Raw genomic sequence first — 17,086 nt, forward strand, 5'->3', positions numbered from 1 at the left:
TTTGAATCGTATCAGATATTATTTGCTGATGTTAGAAACAACGCCAGCGCCTACTGTACGTCCGCCTTCACGGATAGAGAATTTAGTACCGTCTTCGATAGCGATTGGTGCAATTAGTTCAACTGCAAGCTCAATGTTATCACCAGGCATTACCATTTCAGTACCTTCTGGAAGTGTAACAATACCAGTTACGTCAGTAGTACGGAAATAGAATTGTGGGCGGTAGTTGTTGAAGAATGGAGTGTGACGTCCACCTTCTTCTTTAGTTAAAACATAAGTTTCAGCTTTGAAGTTAGTGTGTGGAGTAATCGAACCTGGTTTAGCTAATACTTGACCACGTTGGATATCTTCACGAGCAACACCACGTAGAAGTGCGCCAATGTTGTCGCCAGCTTCAGCGTAGTCTAGTAATTTACGGAACATTTCTACTCCAGTTACTACTACTTTTTTGCTTTCTTCTTCAATACCGATAACTTCTACTTCGTCACCAACTTTAACTTGTCCACGTTCAACACGTCCAGTTGCAACTGTTCCACGACCAGTGATTGAGAATACATCCTCAACTGGCATCATGAATGGTTTGTCAGTATCACGTTCTGGAGTTGGAATGTAAGAATCTACAGCTTCCATTAACTCGTCAATTTTAGCTTCCCAGTCAGCTTCACCTTGAAGTGCTTTAAGAGCTGAACCTTTGATTACAGGAATGTCATCGCCAGGGAATTCATATTCAGTTAATAGATCACGAATTTCCATTTCAACTAATTCTAGTAATTCTTCATCGTCAACCATGTCACATTTGTTCATGAATACAACGATGTATGGAACACCAACTTGACGTGAAAGTAAGATATGTTCACGAGTTTGTGGCATTGGGCCATCAGCAGCAGATACTACTAAGATAGCTCCGTCCATTTGTGCAGCACCAGTGATCATGTTTTTAACGTAATCGGCATGTCCTGGGCAGTCAACGTGTGCATAGTGACGGTTGTCAGTTTGGTACTCAACGTGAGCAGTAGAGATTGTGATACCACGTTCTCTTTCTTCTGGAGCACCATCAATTTGATCATAAGCTTGTGCATCAGCAAAGCCTTTTTTAGCAAGTACAGTTGTAATTGCAGCTGTTAAAGTAGTTTTACCATGGTCAACGTGTCCAATAGTACCAATGTTAACATGGGGTTTAGAGCGGTCAAATTTTTCTTTTGCCATTTTAAAATATCCTCCTCGATAATTCAATAATTATTTTTTACTTAGCTTAAATTTAAACTAAGTAATACTTCTAACTAAAGTTATACTTGATGTTGCGAAAAAAATCAATTAATCTTCTTTGTTGTTTCCACCATTAGCTTTAATGATTTCTTCAGCAATAGATTTAGGAACTTCTTCATAGTGGTCAAATTGCATAGTGTATACACCACGACCTTGCGTACCTGAACGAAGGTGAGTTGCATAACCAAACATGTTTGCAAGTGGTACAAATGCGCGAACAACTTGAGCGTTACCGCGAGCTTCCATACCATCTACACGACCACGACGGGAAGTAATGTTACCCATGATATCACCAAGGTATTCTTCTGGGATAACAACCTCTACAGCCATCATAGGCTCAAGGATTACAGGATCACATTTCTTAGCAGCATTACGTAATGCCATTGAAGCAGCCACTTTGAAGGCCATTTCATTGGAATCGACGTCATGGTAAGATCCGTCGTAAAGTTTTGCTTTGATGTCAATCAGTGGGTAGCCTGCAAGTACACCATTATCTAGTGCGCCTTCAAGACCTGCTTGTACAGCTGGGATGTATTCACGTGGAACAACCCCACCAACGATTGCATTTTCAAATTCAAATCCTTTACCTTCTTCGTTTGGTCCGAATTCAATCCAAACGTGACCATATTGTCCACGTCCACCGGATTGACGTACGAATTTACCTTCAACTTGAGCAGATTTACGGAATGTTTCACGATAAGAAACTTGTGGATCACCAACGTTAGCTTCAACGCGGAATTCACGTTTCATACGGTCAACAAGGATGTCAAGGTGAAGTTCACCCATACCGGAGATAAGAGTTTGGCCAGTTTCTTGGTCAGTTTCAGCACGGAAAGTTGGATCTTCTTCCGCTAGTTTCGCAAGAGCTTGCCCCATTTTATCTTGGTCAGCTTTCGATTTAGGTTCGATAGCGACTTGGATAACTGGTTCTGGGAATTCCATGGATTCTAAGATAATTTGTTCTTTTTCATCACATAAAGTGTCCCCAGTAGTTGTATCTTTAAGTCCTACGGCAGCAGCGATGTCACCAGCGTATACGATCGAAATCTCTTCACGGTGATTAGCGTGCATTTGAAGGATACGTCCAACACGTTCACGTTTACCTTTAGTCGAGTTTTGTACATATGAACCGGAATTCAAAGTACCAGAATAAACACGGAAGAAAGTTAAGCGTCCAACATAAGGGTCAGTCATAACTTTGAATGCTAGGGAAGAGAATGGTTCTGAATCATCAGCGTGACGAGCAGCTTCTTCTCCATCAGGCAATACGCCGTTAATAGCTGGAACATCTGTTGGTGCTGGAAGGTAATCAAGTACTGCATCTAACATTGGTTGAACACCTTTGTTTTTGAATGCTGTACCACAAACTACAGGATAGAACTCAACGTTAAGTGTTCCTTTACGGATACCAGCTTTAAGTTCTTCTTTTGTAATTTCTTCGCCTTCTAGGTATTTCATCATTAGCTCTTCGTCAAGTTCAGCAACTGCTTCCACTAATTTACCGCGGTATTCGTCTGCTAAGTCTTTCAGATCAGCTGGAATTTCTTTAATATGAGGGTCATTTCCTAAATCATCTTCGTAATACAACGCGTTCATTTCGATTAAGTCAATGATACCTTCAAATGTATCTTCGGCCCCGATTGGGAGTTGGATTGGGTGCGCGTTGGCAGCCAAACGTTCATGCAAAGTACCTACAGAATATAGGAAGTCTGCGCCGATTTTGTCCATTTTGTTGACGAATACTACACGAGGAACCCCGTAAGTAGTAGCTTGACGCCAAACTGTTTCTGTTTGTGGTTCTACACCAGATTGTGCATCTAGAACCGCAACAGCACCATCAAGTACACGAAGCGAACGTTCAACTTCAACTGTGAAGTCTACGTGTCCTGGTGTATCGATAATATTTACTCGGTAGCCTTTCCATTGAGCTGTTGTCGCAGCAGAAGTGATAGTAATACCACGTTCTTGCTCTTGCTCCATCCAGTCCATTTGAGAAGCACCTTCATGGGTTTCACCAATTTTGTGAATACGCCCTGTATAGAAAAGGATACGTTCAGTAGTGGTAGTTTTACCCGCATCAATGTGGGCCATGATACCAATATTACGAGTCTTTTCTAAGGAGAACTCTCTAGCCATGTTGTATTTCTCCTTCCATAAAACAATTTTTCAGGCAATACGCCTGGAATTTGTTAGTGATTTTTTTACCAACGATAGTGAGCGAACGCTCTGTTAGCATCAGCCATTTTGTGTGTATCTTCGCGTTTCTTAACAGAAGCACCAGTATTATTGGCAGCATCCATGATTTCGCGAGCAACACGTACTTCCATTGTTTTCTCTCCACGAAGGCGAGCATAATTTACTAACCAACGAAGACCAAGAGTAGAACGACGGTCAGCACGTACTTCGATAGGTACTTGATAGTTAGCACCACCTACACGGCGAGCTTTAACTTCAAGAAGAGGCATAATGTTCTTCATAGCTTGTTCAAATACTTCCATCGGATCTTTACCAGTTTCTTGTGCAATGATATCGAATGCGGAATATAGGATAGCTTGAGACTTTCCACGTTTTCCGTCAACCATCATTTTATTAATTAAACGAGTTACTAGTTTCGAATTATAAATCGGATCTGGTAACACGTCACGTTTAGCAACAGGACCTTTACGAGGCATCGGATATCCTCCTTTCATATTTTATAAGTATTATTTTTTAGGTTTTTTCGTACCGTATTTAGAACGGCTTTGTCCTCTATTTTCAACACCAGCTGTATCAAGCGCTCCACGAACGATATGATAACGTACCCCTGGTAAATCTTTTACACGTCCACCACGAATAAGAACAACACTATGTTCTTGTAAGTTGTGACCAATACCAGGAATGTAAGCTGTTACTTCAATACCATTACTCAAACGTACACGGGCATATTTACGAAGCGCCGAGTTAGGTTTTTTAGGAGTCATGGTACCAACACGAGTACATACGCCACGTTTTTGCGGAGAGTTAACGTCTGTTAGTTCTCTTTTAAAACTGTTTAGGCCCTTGTTCAAAGCAGGTGATGTAGATTTTTTAATTTTAGATTGACGAGGTTTGCGTACTAATTGGTTAATTGTAGGCATGGGATAAATTCCTCCTTCCTTATTTAGTAGTTCCACACATCCAGGTGGTTCATTTTTTCGGTAAAATAAAATGGCTGTAAGTTCGACCTACAACGCTGTTTTATTTTCAGACCTCTGTTTATAGTAGAGGCACCTTGAATATAGTAACACCTTGAGGTTTAGATGTCAAGGTGTTACTTGAAATTTAGTTAATTAGCTTAGTCCATTCAAACGTTGATATAAATCTTTCGCGTAGCTGTCGGTCATGCCGCAAATGAAGTCTGTTACGAGAAGTAATCGCAAGTAAAGTTTCATTGTTTCGCTTTCGCCTTCTGCGTTTTTGCGGTAGCAGCCTAGGTAGTTGTCGGAAATCAAGGTTAGTAGGCGTTTATCTTTGGCTGTTTGGCGTTCTGGGGTTTCGCTATCATAGTAGATAACTGCTGGAATAAACGTTTCAAGCAATTTGGAGATGATTTCGTTGCCGGCGATTTCGGATTCAACGATACCTTTGTCTTGGTAAATATACGTGAATGATAGGCTTTGTAAAATTTGTACGAGTTGTTCGGCGCTCGAAGCATCAATGAGCGAATCGTTGAATGTGCCTGCCATGATTGCGTCGTAGTTTTCGTAAAACACTTCGAGTGAGCGATTGATTAATTGGCCGCGGACGTTCGATGCTAGCCATTGTTGTACGATGAAACTTTCTTCTTGTCCTTCGTAGCGCTCGCTTTTTTTCTTGAGTTCGTTGTAGCACGCGGCAGTTACTTTATTATGCTCTTCTACTTCTTCAAAACCTTTTAAGATTTGCGTGATGTTGACGATGCCTTTTTTCACGCCGTCTTCTAGGTCGGCATTTAGGTACGCGATGTCGTCTGCTACTTCAAGTAAGTAGGTTAGCGGATGACGGTTATCAAGCGCTTCTGTTGCTGTTGTTATTTCATTAAAAAGTGATTCATCCGCGTAAAAATAGCCTAGTTTTTTGCTTTTGATTTGTTTTTTATTTACTTTTAAGGAAGAAACTGGGTATTTGATGACCGCGTTTAAAGTGGCAAATGTTAGGTTTAAGCCGTATTGGTCGAAAAGATAATGCAGTTTGGAAACTACGCGGAGCACTTGCGCATTACCTTCAAAGTAGTAAAAGTCTTCTTTCATTTGCGGTGTTAAGATTTCTGCTAGGCTTTTATTTTTGTAAGTGATGGTTGCTAAATTGTCGCGGAACCACTCACGGATACTTTCTTCGCCAAAATGACCGAACGGCGGATTCCCCATATCGTGTAAAAGTCCTGCACAAGCAAGGATTTCCGGGATTTTGTCCGCATGATCTTTTGTAAAATCTTTGTCTAATTTTTCTTCTTGAATCGTGTGTGTAACCATGTTTCCCATTGATTTTGCAATTGTACTTACTTCCATTGAATGGGTTAGTCGTGTCCGCACAAAATCACTTTTTTCTAGTGGGAATACTTGGGTTTTATCTTGTAAACGGCGAAATGACGCACTCATAACGATGCGTTGAAAGTCGTTTTCAAAAGCGCTACGTACGTCGGTGTTTTTCGAGCGAGTGACACCGGATTCGCGGCGGCGTTTGTCATTTAATAGTTTATCCCATTTCATTTAAATCTCATCCTTTCATAGGTTGCTTAGTTTTTCCATTTCGGCTTTAGAGAGCCTATGTACGGTCCATTCTGACATTTTTTCTGCGCCAATTTTTTCGTAAAAATCCATGCCTGATTTGTTTTCATTTAGGCACCACCACTCAAATCTACCGCAATCACGTGCTAGGGCAAGTTTGGATAAATAGCTGAAAAATTGTGTCCCAAAGCCCTTTCCGCGCATTTCTGGAATGATGTAAAGGTCTTCTAAGTATAAGCCTTTTTTGCCAAGTAATGTGGAAAAATTATGGAAAAAGAGTGCGAAACCAACTGGCTCACCTTGGTATTCAGCGATAATTACTTCGGCTGACTTTTCTTGAAAAAGGGCTTTGTGTAGGCCGGATTCGGTTGCTACTACATCTTTTTCAATGCCTTCATGAATTGCAAGTTCGGTAATAAAACGAAGAATTAACTTCGTGTCCTTTTCTGTCCCGTTTCGAAATGCTAGTTGTGTCATATATCTCTTCCTTTTCGTTGTCGTATTTATTTAAGTATAAGCTAGTGCGGGGGATGTATCAATTAAAAAATAGCTTCCATATAATAGAAAAAAACTAGGCGCTTTTTAGGCAACCTAGTTTTTTCATGTTTTATTTTTTTAATCCTTTAATACAAGCTACTTTATCTGTTGCTCCAAAGAAGTACGATCCGGCAACGAGGACATCTACGCCGGCTTGTTTACATTTTTCTACGGTTTCGGCATTTACGCCACCGTCTACTTCGATCACATAGCTGCCGTTATTTTCTCGGCGCCAATTATCCAGATAGCGCATGTTTTCAATCGTTGAATCAATGAATGATTGTCCGCCAAATCCAGGATTTACTGTCATTTGTAAAACTAAATCTACGTCGCCCAAAATAGCATCCAGCACGCTCGCCGGAGTTCCCGGATTAAGCACGACTCCCGCTTTACATCCCGCTGCTTTAATTTGTTGAATGACGCGGTGGATGTGCGGTGCGGCTTCGATATGCACGGAAATAATGTGCGCCCCAGCTGCTGCAAATTTTTCAATGTAGTTTTCTGGGTTTGAGAGCATTAAGTGGACATCAAGTGGGATAGTCGCCGTTTTGCCAATTTGTTCGACCATATCAATTCCAAACGTCAGGTTCGGCACAAAATGTCCATCCATGACATCGATATGAAGGTAGTCAGCTCCGGCCTGTTCTGCTTCTTTAATGGAGTTTGCCATATTCATATAATCAGCTGCAAGTAAAGATGGCGCTACGAATGTCATACGCGCACACCCGCTTTCGCAATCATAGCTTCTACACGATTCGCCACATTTTCTGGCGTGAAGCCATAAGCGTTAAACAAATCTTTCGCAGGGGCAGATGCGCCGAAGTGATTGATTCCTAACATATCGCCTTCTGACCCAATAAATTCTTTCCAACCGAATGTTGCTCCAGCTTCAATCGCAAATCTCGCTGTGACTTCTTTTGGTAAAATGCTTTCTTTATAAGCATCGGTTGTTTTTTCAAAGCGTTCCCAGCTGGATAAACTAACAACGGAAACGTCGATATCTTTTTTCGCAAGTTCGGCTTTCGCTTCAATTGCAAGGGACACTTCGGATCCTGTTGCGATAATGATAGCGTCTGGTTTGGAACTATTTGCTGGTGCTACGATATAAGCACCTTTATCTACACCTGCATCTACTTCTTCTTGTGCATTTTCAAGTACTGGTAAGTCTTGGCGTGATAGTACAAGTGCGATTGGACCGTGCGTGTTAGTTGCAGCAATTTCCCAAGCAGCGCGAGTTTCTTTGGCATCGGCTGGGCGGATAACTGTTAGGCCTGGCATGGCACGGAGCGAGGCTAGTTGTTCGATTGGTTCATGTGTCGGGCCGTCTTCACCTACAGCGATACTGTCATGCGTGAATACATACGTTACTGGGAGTTGCATTAAAGCAGCCATCCGCATTGCTGGACGCACATAGTCTGAGAAGACGAAGAAAGTGGAGCCAAATACTCGTAAACCGCTATGAAGCGCCATTCCGTTTAACATTGCTCCCATCGCAAATTCGCGCACACCGAACCAGATATTTTTACCAGCTGGGTCTTGAATGCTGTATGCTGGGCTCGCATCAATAAATGTTTTGTTCGAGCAACCTAAGTCAGCGGATCCCCCGAACAGTTCCGGTAATTCGGCTGCAATTGCGTTAATCATTTTTCCAGAAGCAGAGCGTGTTGCAACATTTGTGCCCGCTTCAAAAGTTGGCAAATTAGCGTTCCAATCGGCAGCTACTTCTCCCGCTAACACGCGGTCTAATTGACTTGCAAGTTCTGGGAATTCTTTTTTGTAATTAGCGAGCATTGTGTTCCAAGCGCCCTCTAGTTTTTCCCCGCGTGCTTTGTAATTTCTTAAATAATCACGAACTTCAGCTGGTACTGTGAAAGGTTCTTCTGCCCATTCATAATGTTCTTTCGCACCATTCGCTTCTTTTTCACCGAGCGGAGCACCGTGACTTGCAGAGCTTCCTGCTTTTGTTGGCGCGCCGTAACCGATGACTGTTTTCACTTCGATTAGCGTTGGTTTTGATGTTTCTAATTTTGCTTGAACAATTTTTTCTTGAATTGCCGCTAAATTATTGCCATCTTCTACGCGTAAAACTTGCCAGCCGTATGCACGGAAACGATCTGCTGCATTTTCACTGAACGTTGCACTTAAATCGCCATCTAAACAAATATCATTGGAATCGTACAATACGATTAATTTTCCAAGTCCTAAATGCCCTGCAAGTGAGGCTGTTTCTGATGCCACACCTTCCATCAAGTCACCGTCACCGCAAATCGCATATGTGTAATGGTCGACAATTGGATAATTAGGTTGGTTATACTCCGCCGCCAAATGAGACTCTGCAAGCGCCATTCCAGCCGCCATACCAATCCCTTGTCCAAGCGGGCCACTCGTTGCATCAACTCCCGCAGTCCATCCAAATTCAGGGTGTCCTGGTGTCAAACTATCTAATTGACGGAACTGTTTTAAGTCCTCCATTTTTACATCATAACCAAATAAATGAAGCATACTATAAAGTAGTGCGGACCCGTGTCCTGCTGATAAAACAAAGCGATCGCGGTTAAACCATTCTGGGTTGGCTGGGTTGAATACTAAATGTTTTGCAAATAGCATATACGCCATTGGAGCTGCTCCCATCGGCATTCCTGGGTGCCCTGAGTTTGCTTTCTCAATCATATCAATGGATAACGAACGAATCGTGTCCACAGCTTGTCTATCTAATGTTTTTTTCAAAACTGTCATCTCCCTCAAATTGTTTGTGCTTTATTACACATACTTTTCTGCGTCTGACCAAATGTGTACTAGTCTTTCTGCATAACTCGTTTTATCTCGGTCATGAAATAACGCGGATGTGCCTAGTACATAAATATCTGGTAAACAATCTCGCATCAAGCCTACTGTTTCTTTATTAATATTGCCGTCTACTTCAATGAGCGGCGCATGGACTTTCCCAGCTAGTTTTGCTTTTAAATCATGCAGTTTTGGTAATACATCTGTTTGGAATTTTTGCCCTGCAAAACCTGGATTTACCGTCATCATTAACACCATTTCGACCTCATCTAAATACGGATAAATGGCTTCAATAGGGGTTTCCGGATTTATCGCGATCGATGGTTTAATATTGTAAGAACGGATTTTCTGGATTACTTCTGACACATCTTCTGCTACTTCCACATGAAACGAGATATATTCAGGTTTCGCAGTGGCATACATGTCAATATATTTAAGTGGGGTAATCGTAGCCAAATGTATGTCTAAGGGGATTTCTGTGTTATTTCGTACTATTTCCAAATATTCTGGACCTAGTGCTAGATTATTCACATATATACCATCCATCACATCGCAGTGTAGTAGTTCCACACCAGCAGATTCGAGGCGCCGGAGCTCTTCACCTAAATGTAGTTGGTCTGCACACATAATTGAAGCGGCTATTTTCCTCATGTTCATCCTCACTTTCTTTCAAGTTCAGTAATTTTATCCAAGCGGCGTTTATGGCGATCTCCTGCAAATGATGCCTCAAGCCAAGTATCCACAAGTAAAAGTGCTAATCCTTCGCCGATAACACGTTCGCCTAGGCAGAGAACATTGCTATTATTATGTTCACGAGTGGCACGCGCGGAAAAAGTATCAGAAACAACTGCTGCACGGATTCCATCGACTTTATTCGCAGCAATACTCATACCAATTCCAGTTCCACAGCACAAAATCCCAAGATCAGCTTGTCCGCTTACTACTTGATTCGCGACCTCTTCCGCATAAGACGGAAAATCGACACTTTCGTCTGTATATGTTCCAATATCAACAACTTCAATATCTTTTTCACGTAAATGTTTCACAATGGCATCTTTTAGTCTACGTCCGCCGTGGTCGCAACCAATTGTTAATTTCATTTAATTTCACCTTCATTAATAGATTTTTTTCTTTTAACGTCTTATAATGAAATGGAACCGAGAACATACGCGAATATGTTCTCGGCTCATTTCTAAGGATGACTACTGTAAACATCTGAGCCCGAGAAGCTTTGGATTCGTTTGCACGGTTATCCTTTTTTTGATGTTTTTTCATACAGCCCATCCTCCATTATTAAGATTTCACTAATACTTTAATTTCATTTCCTGCCATAACTGCCTCGAAAGCCTCGCGCCAGTCATCTAAGCCGTATACTTTGGTAATCATTTTATCCGTATTGATTTTGCCATTAGCAAGTAAGTCGAGCGCTAAAATCCATGAAGATGGTTTTTGCGAACGGCTACCAATATAAGCAATTTCACGTTGGATAATGGATTCTTCATCAATCGCATTTTTCTTTTCGGCAAAAAGTCCTACTTGAATAAAATCGCCTTTTTTCTTCGTTAGAGGTAATCCTTGGTTCACTGCTGGTACTGCGCCGGAACAATCAAATACGCGTTCAGCTCCGTAACCATCTGTCATGCCGAGCACAACTTCAGCCAAGTCTTCTTTTAAAGTATCGACAATCCGGTCCATTCCAAGTTCTTTTGCTAGACGTAAGCGGTCGCTATCTTTGGTAATCCCTGCCATAATCACCGTTGCCCCTTGCGCTTTCACAACTTGAGCTAGTAACAAACCAATTGGACCTGGTCCGAAAACAAGTACTGTGTCATCTGGACGAATCGTTGTTTTTTCAAGCGCCGAATGCACACAACATGCAAGTGGTTCTGTTAGTGCTGCTGCTTCGAGCGATATACGTTCATCAAGCACGTGACAACTTTCCTCGCGAGATAAAACAAATTCTGCAAAACTACCATTTGCTTGCGTACCAATACCACGACGATTGCTACATAAATTGTAATCACGTTCCTTACAATAAATACATTCTCCACAAGTTTCAAAAGTCGTTTCACTTGTGACGCGGTCTCCCACTTTGATACTCGTTACATCTGGCCCAACTTCTACAACGACACCAGAAAATTCATGTCCCAGTGTAACGGGAGTTGTTGGATTTTTGTATTCACCTTTAAACGTATGGATGTCTGATCCGCAAATACCAGTAAAAGCTACTTTGATTTTTACTTTGTCGCCATAGACTTGTGGTTCTTCTACATCTCTTAGCTCCATTTGATCATATCCGGGGTTTGTTTTTACTACTGCTTTCAAATTAATCGTCACCTTTCTGCGGCAATATCATCACTTTGTTATAATCATGCTCTCTGGAAAGAATCATATCAAAAGCTTCTTTCGTTTCCTCTAGCTTATAACGATGCGAAATTAGTGGTTTCAGCTTAATTCGACCTTGTTTTACGAATTCAATCGACGTACGCCACTCCTCACCTGGAAATGGTGCTGAGTAAGAATTCCAAAAACCTTTAAGCGTAAGTTCACGTCTAAAAATATTTTCAAAAGCTTCTTCGTGTAAAAGTACATCTGCGTAGGCGATTCCTAAGTAACCAACTTTACCTTTTTTCTTCGTTACAAGAAGGCATTGTTCTTGCGTTATTTTTGAACCAGCACACTCGAGCGCGATATCAGCTCCAAGACCATTTGTATAAGCAAAAACGCGTTCTTTTAAGTCTTCATTTTTAGGATTAATGGTATATTTACAACCAAATTCCCGCGCATCTGCTAACTTTTTATCACTGATGTCGACGGCGATAATATCTTTCACGCCTGCAAGAAGTAAGCATTGTACAACCAAGATTCCGATGGTTCCAATCCCGAAGACAATGACCGTATCGCCAAGTCTCGGTTCAATACCAAGTACCCCGTGCATTGATACAGCAAGTGGTTCAATCATTGCACCTTCTTCAAAATCAAGGTCACCGATAGAAATGACATTGTCTGCTTTCATTACGACATTTTCAGCAAATCCGCCGTGGAAATGTGATCCCACCATCCGGTAGTTGTCGCATAGTGCGAAGTCTCCTGCTTTACAATAATTACATTCCATACAAGGCTCAAGCGGAATCCCTGCAACACGGTCACCGATAGCTACATTTGTTACTTCGCTACCAATTTCTGTAACTACACCTGCGAATTCATGTCCCATTACAGCAGGCAGTGGGTATTTCCAGCGAGTCTGCATTTTATGAATATCCGATCCACAGATGCCGACTGCTTTTACTTCAACACGAACTTGATCTTTCCCACAAGTCGCTTCATCAATTTGTTCTGCTTTTATTACATTATTCTCGTATAACACAGCTGCTCTCATGTTACTATCACCTCTTCTATATCATTAAGACAAAACTTAGAAAATAGCTGCCCAAGCTTGAGAGAATTTAAGAATAGCCCAGTTAAAGAAGTTACCACCCATATCAAGTGTACTAACTTGTGTTGCTCCTTTAGGGAATTCGTAAACACCTTTCATCATTTCTGTATGAACAAGACCGAAGTCAGTTGCCATAAGAAGCGCTAGTGCAATAACTACAGTTCCAGCTAAAACAGAGTGAAGAATGTTACCTTTACGAGATGCTACTACGAATGATACGTAGAATGGAATAGTTGCCAAGTCACCAAAAGGAAGTACTTTGTTACCAGGAATGATAACAGCTAAGAAAAGAGTGATTGGAACAAGGATTAAACCAGTAGAAATATTCGCTGGGTGACCGATTGAAAGTGCTGCATCAAGCCCGATATAAAGTTCGCGGCCTTTGAAACGAGATTTCATGAAATCACGAGCGGATTCTGAAATTGGAATTAAACCTTCCATTAAAATTTTAACCATACGAGGCATTAAGAACATTACCGCACCCATGGACATACCAAGTTGTGCAACTGCCCCAACGTCATAGCCTGCAAGAATACCGATTGCAATACCTAGAATAAGACCCATCATCATTGGTTCCCCGAAAATACCGAAACGTTTTTGGATAGTTTCTGGGTCAACGTGGATGTTTTTAATACCAGGGATTTTAGCGATTAGCCAACCAACCGGAATACCGATGAAACCGAATGCTGCTGTAGAACCTGTTGGTAAGGAGATCCCTTTTAAGCCGTAAAATTCTTCTACCATAGGTTGTGTTCTGTCTGCCATCCAAAGAACAGCAACTTCATAGATAATCGCACAAAGAATCGCGAACCACCAGTTACCACCAGTTACGATATAACCAGTCGCACCTGCTGCGATAAAGTGCCAGTAGTTCCAAATATCAATATCAAGTGTTTTCGTAACTTTGAAGAAAATAAGTGCTAAGTTGACTACCAAACAGATTGGAATTAGAATCGCTGCAACTGGAGAAGCCCATGAAGCCGCGGCTGCTGCTGGCCAACCTGCATCAATAATTGTTAAATTCAGTCCAAAACGCTCAACCATTTGTTGCGCTGCCGGACCTAAGTTATTAGATAGTAAACTAATAACAAGGTTAATACCTACAAACCCGATACCAATCGTAATCGCTGAACGAAGCGCTTTCTTTGCTGGTACTCGGAAAATTAATGCAATAAAGAAAATCATAATAGGCAAAATAACTGTAGGCCCCAAGTTTAAAACATACTGTACTCCTGACAGAAGTGTATCCATTTAATATTTCCTCCTTTTTTCTCTGTTTAATGATAAATGTTAAACTCCCTTGCGCAGCCTTTATTTAAGGTGCGCAAGTATTTCTTCGTCTAATTCTTCCATACCCATACCAGTGATATAAGAAGTTGCAATAATAGCTGGGATTTTGTAAGTTGTTGGTAAAATAGTTGTTGATACGATTAAATCTGCTCCGTCTTGCATGGATGCTGCTTCTGAGATTTTAATTTGTTTTACCTCTGCATCCACATTGTTTTCTTTTACCAAACGTTCTACTCTGTCCGTTACTACTGTTGATGTTGCAATTCCTGCTCCACAAGCTACCAAAATTTTAAATTGTCCCATGATAAATTCCTCCTAATTAATTGCTGCGATTTCCCGCGGCTAATTTTCCTGTTTTTTTAAACGGTAATTGTTTCTAAAATTTGTTTTACTTCGTCTTCATCTTTCGCTCTGAGTAATGCGGCTACATTGTCTTTATCCTGAATCGTCCCCATCAATTGCTGAAGTACCGCGAGCTGGCTGTGAGGTTCATTTAGTCCGAGTACGAAAATCAAATTCGCTTCAACCGTTTGACCAGCATCTTCCATTAATTTGAATGGAATGCCATCTTTCACAGTGATTACGGCGATAAATTGTTCCGTAACGCATTCTGGATCCGTGTGCGGTAATGCCACGCCGTATCCATCTAATTTTAGCCCCGTTGGAAAGGTTTGTTCACGGTCTGTTAGTCTCGTTAAAAAGTCATCCGTTACATACCCTTCAGACTTTCCACTTTCTGCGACCATTTGGAATAGGTCCTCTTGTTTCTCGATATCCGATTGAACCCAAACCATTCCTTTTTTCAAAAATTGTACTAAATCCATTACGAAATCCTCCTGTAATTCTTTCTGACTTCTCTACATTGTCTTTTTTGTTTCCAAGTCCGTGAAGTTTTTAATTATTTGGTGCATTTCTTCTGTGTTTCTGGCATCCGCAAGTTTTTTCAGTTCTTTTTTGTTCTCCGATAATTCCATCAATTGCAGTAAAGCTGTGAAGTGAGCGTTTTTATCCACGGCTGCAATGACAACGATAAAATGTAGCTCTTTACCGCCTTCAAGGGGCAGGCCTTCTTCTAGATAAAGCAAGCTCATTCCGAGGCTATTTACTCCTTTTTCCGTTTCAGCATGAGGGATAGCTATCGTATTACGGAGAATGATGTTCATAATCGGTGCCGGATATTGCCGTTTCATTTCATCCACGTAGGCTGGCTCAACCACTCCCGCGGAAAGTAACGGTAAAGCCGCATGATAAATTGCTTCATGCCAGTCTTTTACTGATTTCTTGCGTGTGATTCGCGTTACTTCAAGCAAATCTGCGAGTGAGCTTTTACCTTCGTGTTTCGATGTGTTTTCTTCTGGAACTGGCATTAAATAGTCTGCTAGCACTTTTTCAAGACGGGCAGCATCTTTAATATCAGCAAATTTGGAAATAGTTTTCATTAATTGATCGACGCTGATATTCACCTCATCCACTAAGTAAACCGACCGCATCACCCGGCGCCTAAGCTCGAGTCGCTCTTTTCCATCCATCAATTGATTAATTAGGAAAAATTTCTTATCGGTCGAAAGTGGCACTGCGGAAAATACAATGTCATAACCTAACTTTGTTTGTTCAAATTCTCGAATCGACATCGCTTGATAGAAAAATATTTCCGGGAAAAGGCTTCGTAATGTTTTTTCCATCAATCTCGAAATCGACAATCCGTTCGGACAAACCACGACTGCTTTAAGTCTCGTTTGTAATTTCTCCGTGGATTCGATTAAATGTCCTCCAATGAAAAGGGTAATAAATATACTTTCATTTTCAGGAACTTTGCTACCAATAAAACGTTCTAATGGTGCTAACGACTCTTTCACGATGTAATGCACGGCTTGGAATTCTTGATCAATCTTGTCTAAAATGCTGTAATCTGTTGTAAGATGATACTTAATCCGATAATACGCAGGTTTAATATGTGCAAATAATTTTTCAAGTAACGATTCTTTGTCTACTAGTTGAATACAAGCCTTTTTCTCAAATTCACTTAGAACTTGTTCCAGTGCCAGCCTTAACTTGTGCGTTTCCTCCGATTTTAAATATTGTTTCGGAAGTACATTGGAAGTTAAAAGTTGTAATGTGATGTACATTCGCTCTGCTTCTGGCATATTCGGCTCTTCTTCAATAAAAATCTCTGCTGCTCCGTATTCCCGAGTATCTGACAATTCATTGTAGTCAATCAGGAAAGATGTCGTAATTGTTTGCCCTTTCTTCATCCGCCGAAAAACAGCTTCTAAAATGTAAGGCAGTATTTGCATTTTATTGTCAATAAAATGCAAATTCAGATGATGCTCGACTTGTTCCAATTTTTCCCGAAGCTCTTTAATTCTCGCTTCGTCCACTTGCATAAAATCCTGTAAATACTCTTCGCCGCCAAAACTTTCTATGATGTGTTCTGCCGCATAAATGAGTGCTGTCCGCTGATTCCATTCATCCCCGTCAATTAAATAGCCACGCATCCGCGAATATTTAACTTCGAGGTTGAATTTTTCAAGTGTCTTTTGTACCAGCTTCAAGTCTCGTAATACGGTGTTCTTGCTCACCTCCAGCTCGCTTATAAAGTGATTAAGGGATAACTCTTCACTTCCTGTTGTTAGCATGAGGATGATTAGACTGGCGCGTTCCTTTTCTGATGGGATGTACCAATCTGTTTTTTCGCCATCTTCCTCACCAATGATTTGAAACAGGTCAGGTTCTACGATAAATCGACCATTTGCGGCACGATGAATCTTCGGGTAAGTCTGTTCTTCTAGCCAGTTGTTAATTTTTTGGAAACTATAGTCGACTTGTCTTCGAGTTAAACCGAATTTGGCTTGTAAGTTTGTACTCGATGTGTCAGGATGTCGTAAAAGTTCTTTTAAAAGTGAATTACTTCTCTCATCCAAATACATGTCGTTCCCTCCTGTTCGTTTTAATTATAAATCTAATTCTAATAAAAATGTACACGCTTTCATCCCAATAACTTGCGGAAAGAATGTACATCATTGGGCTTTACTTGTGACTTTTTTAACAA

17 protein-coding genes are annotated in these 17,086 nt (G+C 41.1%); all 17 read right to left on the bottom strand.

Annotation, left to right across the window (positions count from 1 at the left end):
- Positions 1-18: 18 nt before the first annotated feature.
- Positions 19-1,206, bottom strand: a complete 1,188-nt coding sequence (tuf, locus tag PQQ29_RS13490) for an elongation factor Tu (RefSeq protein WP_003739865.1) — start codon at positions 1,204-1,206, stop codon at positions 19-21.
- A 108-nt stretch (positions 1,207-1,314) separates the two neighbouring features.
- Positions 1,315-3,402, bottom strand: coding sequence for an elongation factor G (gene fusA / locus PQQ29_RS13495; protein ID WP_003772905.1), 2,088 nt, complete (start codon positions 3,400-3,402; stop codon positions 1,315-1,317).
- Between the two features lie 65 nt (positions 3,403-3,467).
- The gene (rpsG, locus tag PQQ29_RS13500) at positions 3,468-3,938 is read right to left on the bottom strand and encodes a 30S ribosomal protein S7 (RefSeq protein WP_003722012.1); all 471 of its coding nucleotides are present in this window, start codon (positions 3,936-3,938) and stop codon (positions 3,468-3,470) included.
- 30 nt (positions 3,939-3,968) lie between these two features.
- The gene (gene rpsL, locus PQQ29_RS13505) at positions 3,969-4,382 is read right to left on the bottom strand and encodes a 30S ribosomal protein S12 (protein ID WP_003720973.1); all 414 of its coding nucleotides are present in this window, start codon (positions 4,380-4,382) and stop codon (positions 3,969-3,971) included.
- 192 nt (positions 4,383-4,574) lie between these two features.
- Entirely contained in the window at positions 4,575-5,972 is a 1,398-nt protein-coding gene (locus tag PQQ29_RS13510) for a deoxyguanosinetriphosphate triphosphohydrolase (RefSeq protein ID WP_070214590.1), read from the bottom strand.
- 15 nt (positions 5,973-5,987) lie between these two features.
- Positions 5,988-6,467, bottom strand: coding sequence for a GNAT family N-acetyltransferase (locus PQQ29_RS13515; RefSeq protein ID WP_070752313.1), 480 nt, complete (start codon positions 6,465-6,467; stop codon positions 5,988-5,990).
- A 130-nt stretch (positions 6,468-6,597) separates the two neighbouring features.
- Positions 6,598-7,242, bottom strand: a complete 645-nt coding sequence (rpe, locus tag PQQ29_RS13520; protein WP_187983829.1) for a ribulose-phosphate 3-epimerase — start codon at positions 7,240-7,242, stop codon at positions 6,598-6,600.
- Positions 7,239-9,254: a transketolase gene (gene tkt / locus PQQ29_RS13525; RefSeq protein ID WP_185325253.1), complete on the bottom strand. Its 2,016-nt coding sequence runs from the start codon at positions 9,252-9,254 to the stop codon at positions 7,239-7,241. Before tkt ends, rpe begins: the two co-directional genes overlap by 4 nt.
- A gap of 33 nt (positions 9,255-9,287) precedes the next feature.
- Positions 9,288-9,962: a ribulose-phosphate 3-epimerase gene (locus tag PQQ29_RS13530; protein WP_187983828.1), complete on the bottom strand. Its 675-nt coding sequence runs from the start codon at positions 9,960-9,962 to the stop codon at positions 9,288-9,290.
- Positions 9,963-9,970: 8 nt separating this feature from the next.
- On the bottom strand, positions 9,971-10,411 hold the full coding sequence (gene rpiB / locus PQQ29_RS13535; protein ID WP_003764201.1) for a ribose 5-phosphate isomerase B: 441 nt from the start codon (positions 10,409-10,411) through the stop codon (positions 9,971-9,973).
- Positions 10,374-10,586, bottom strand: coding sequence for a hypothetical protein (locus tag PQQ29_RS13540; RefSeq protein ID WP_233450834.1), 213 nt, complete (start codon positions 10,584-10,586; stop codon positions 10,374-10,376). The genes rpiB and PQQ29_RS13540 overlap by 38 nt, the downstream gene beginning before the upstream one ends.
- A gap of 18 nt (positions 10,587-10,604) precedes the next feature.
- On the bottom strand, positions 10,605-11,636 hold the full coding sequence (locus tag PQQ29_RS13545; RefSeq protein ID WP_045553821.1) for a zinc-binding dehydrogenase: 1,032 nt from the start codon (positions 11,634-11,636) through the stop codon (positions 10,605-10,607).
- Between the two features lies 1 nt (position 11,637).
- Positions 11,638-12,690 (bottom strand): galactitol-1-phosphate 5-dehydrogenase, encoded by a 1,053-nt coding sequence (locus PQQ29_RS13550; protein ID WP_003739873.1) that lies wholly within the window; start codon positions 12,688-12,690, stop codon positions 11,638-11,640.
- Positions 12,691-12,726: 36 nt separating this feature from the next.
- Entirely contained in the window at positions 12,727-13,998 is a 1,272-nt protein-coding gene (locus tag PQQ29_RS13555; protein ID WP_003739874.1) for a PTS galactitol transporter subunit IIC, read from the bottom strand.
- A 60-nt stretch (positions 13,999-14,058) separates the two neighbouring features.
- The gene (locus PQQ29_RS13560) at positions 14,059-14,340 is read right to left on the bottom strand and encodes a PTS sugar transporter subunit IIB (protein ID WP_003722023.1); all 282 of its coding nucleotides are present in this window, start codon (positions 14,338-14,340) and stop codon (positions 14,059-14,061) included.
- A gap of 56 nt (positions 14,341-14,396) precedes the next feature.
- Entirely contained in the window at positions 14,397-14,861 is a 465-nt protein-coding gene (locus PQQ29_RS13565; RefSeq protein WP_003724974.1) for a PTS sugar transporter subunit IIA, read from the bottom strand.
- A 33-nt stretch (positions 14,862-14,894) separates the two neighbouring features.
- On the bottom strand, positions 14,895-16,964 hold the full coding sequence (locus PQQ29_RS13570) for a BglG family transcription antiterminator (RefSeq protein ID WP_033533579.1): 2,070 nt from the start codon (positions 16,962-16,964) through the stop codon (positions 14,895-14,897).
- Positions 16,965-17,086: the final 122 nt, after the last annotated feature.

It is taken from the genome of Listeria innocua, from assembly GCF_028596125.1.
Lineage (GTDB): Bacteria > Bacillota > Bacilli > Lactobacillales > Listeriaceae > Listeria > Listeria innocua.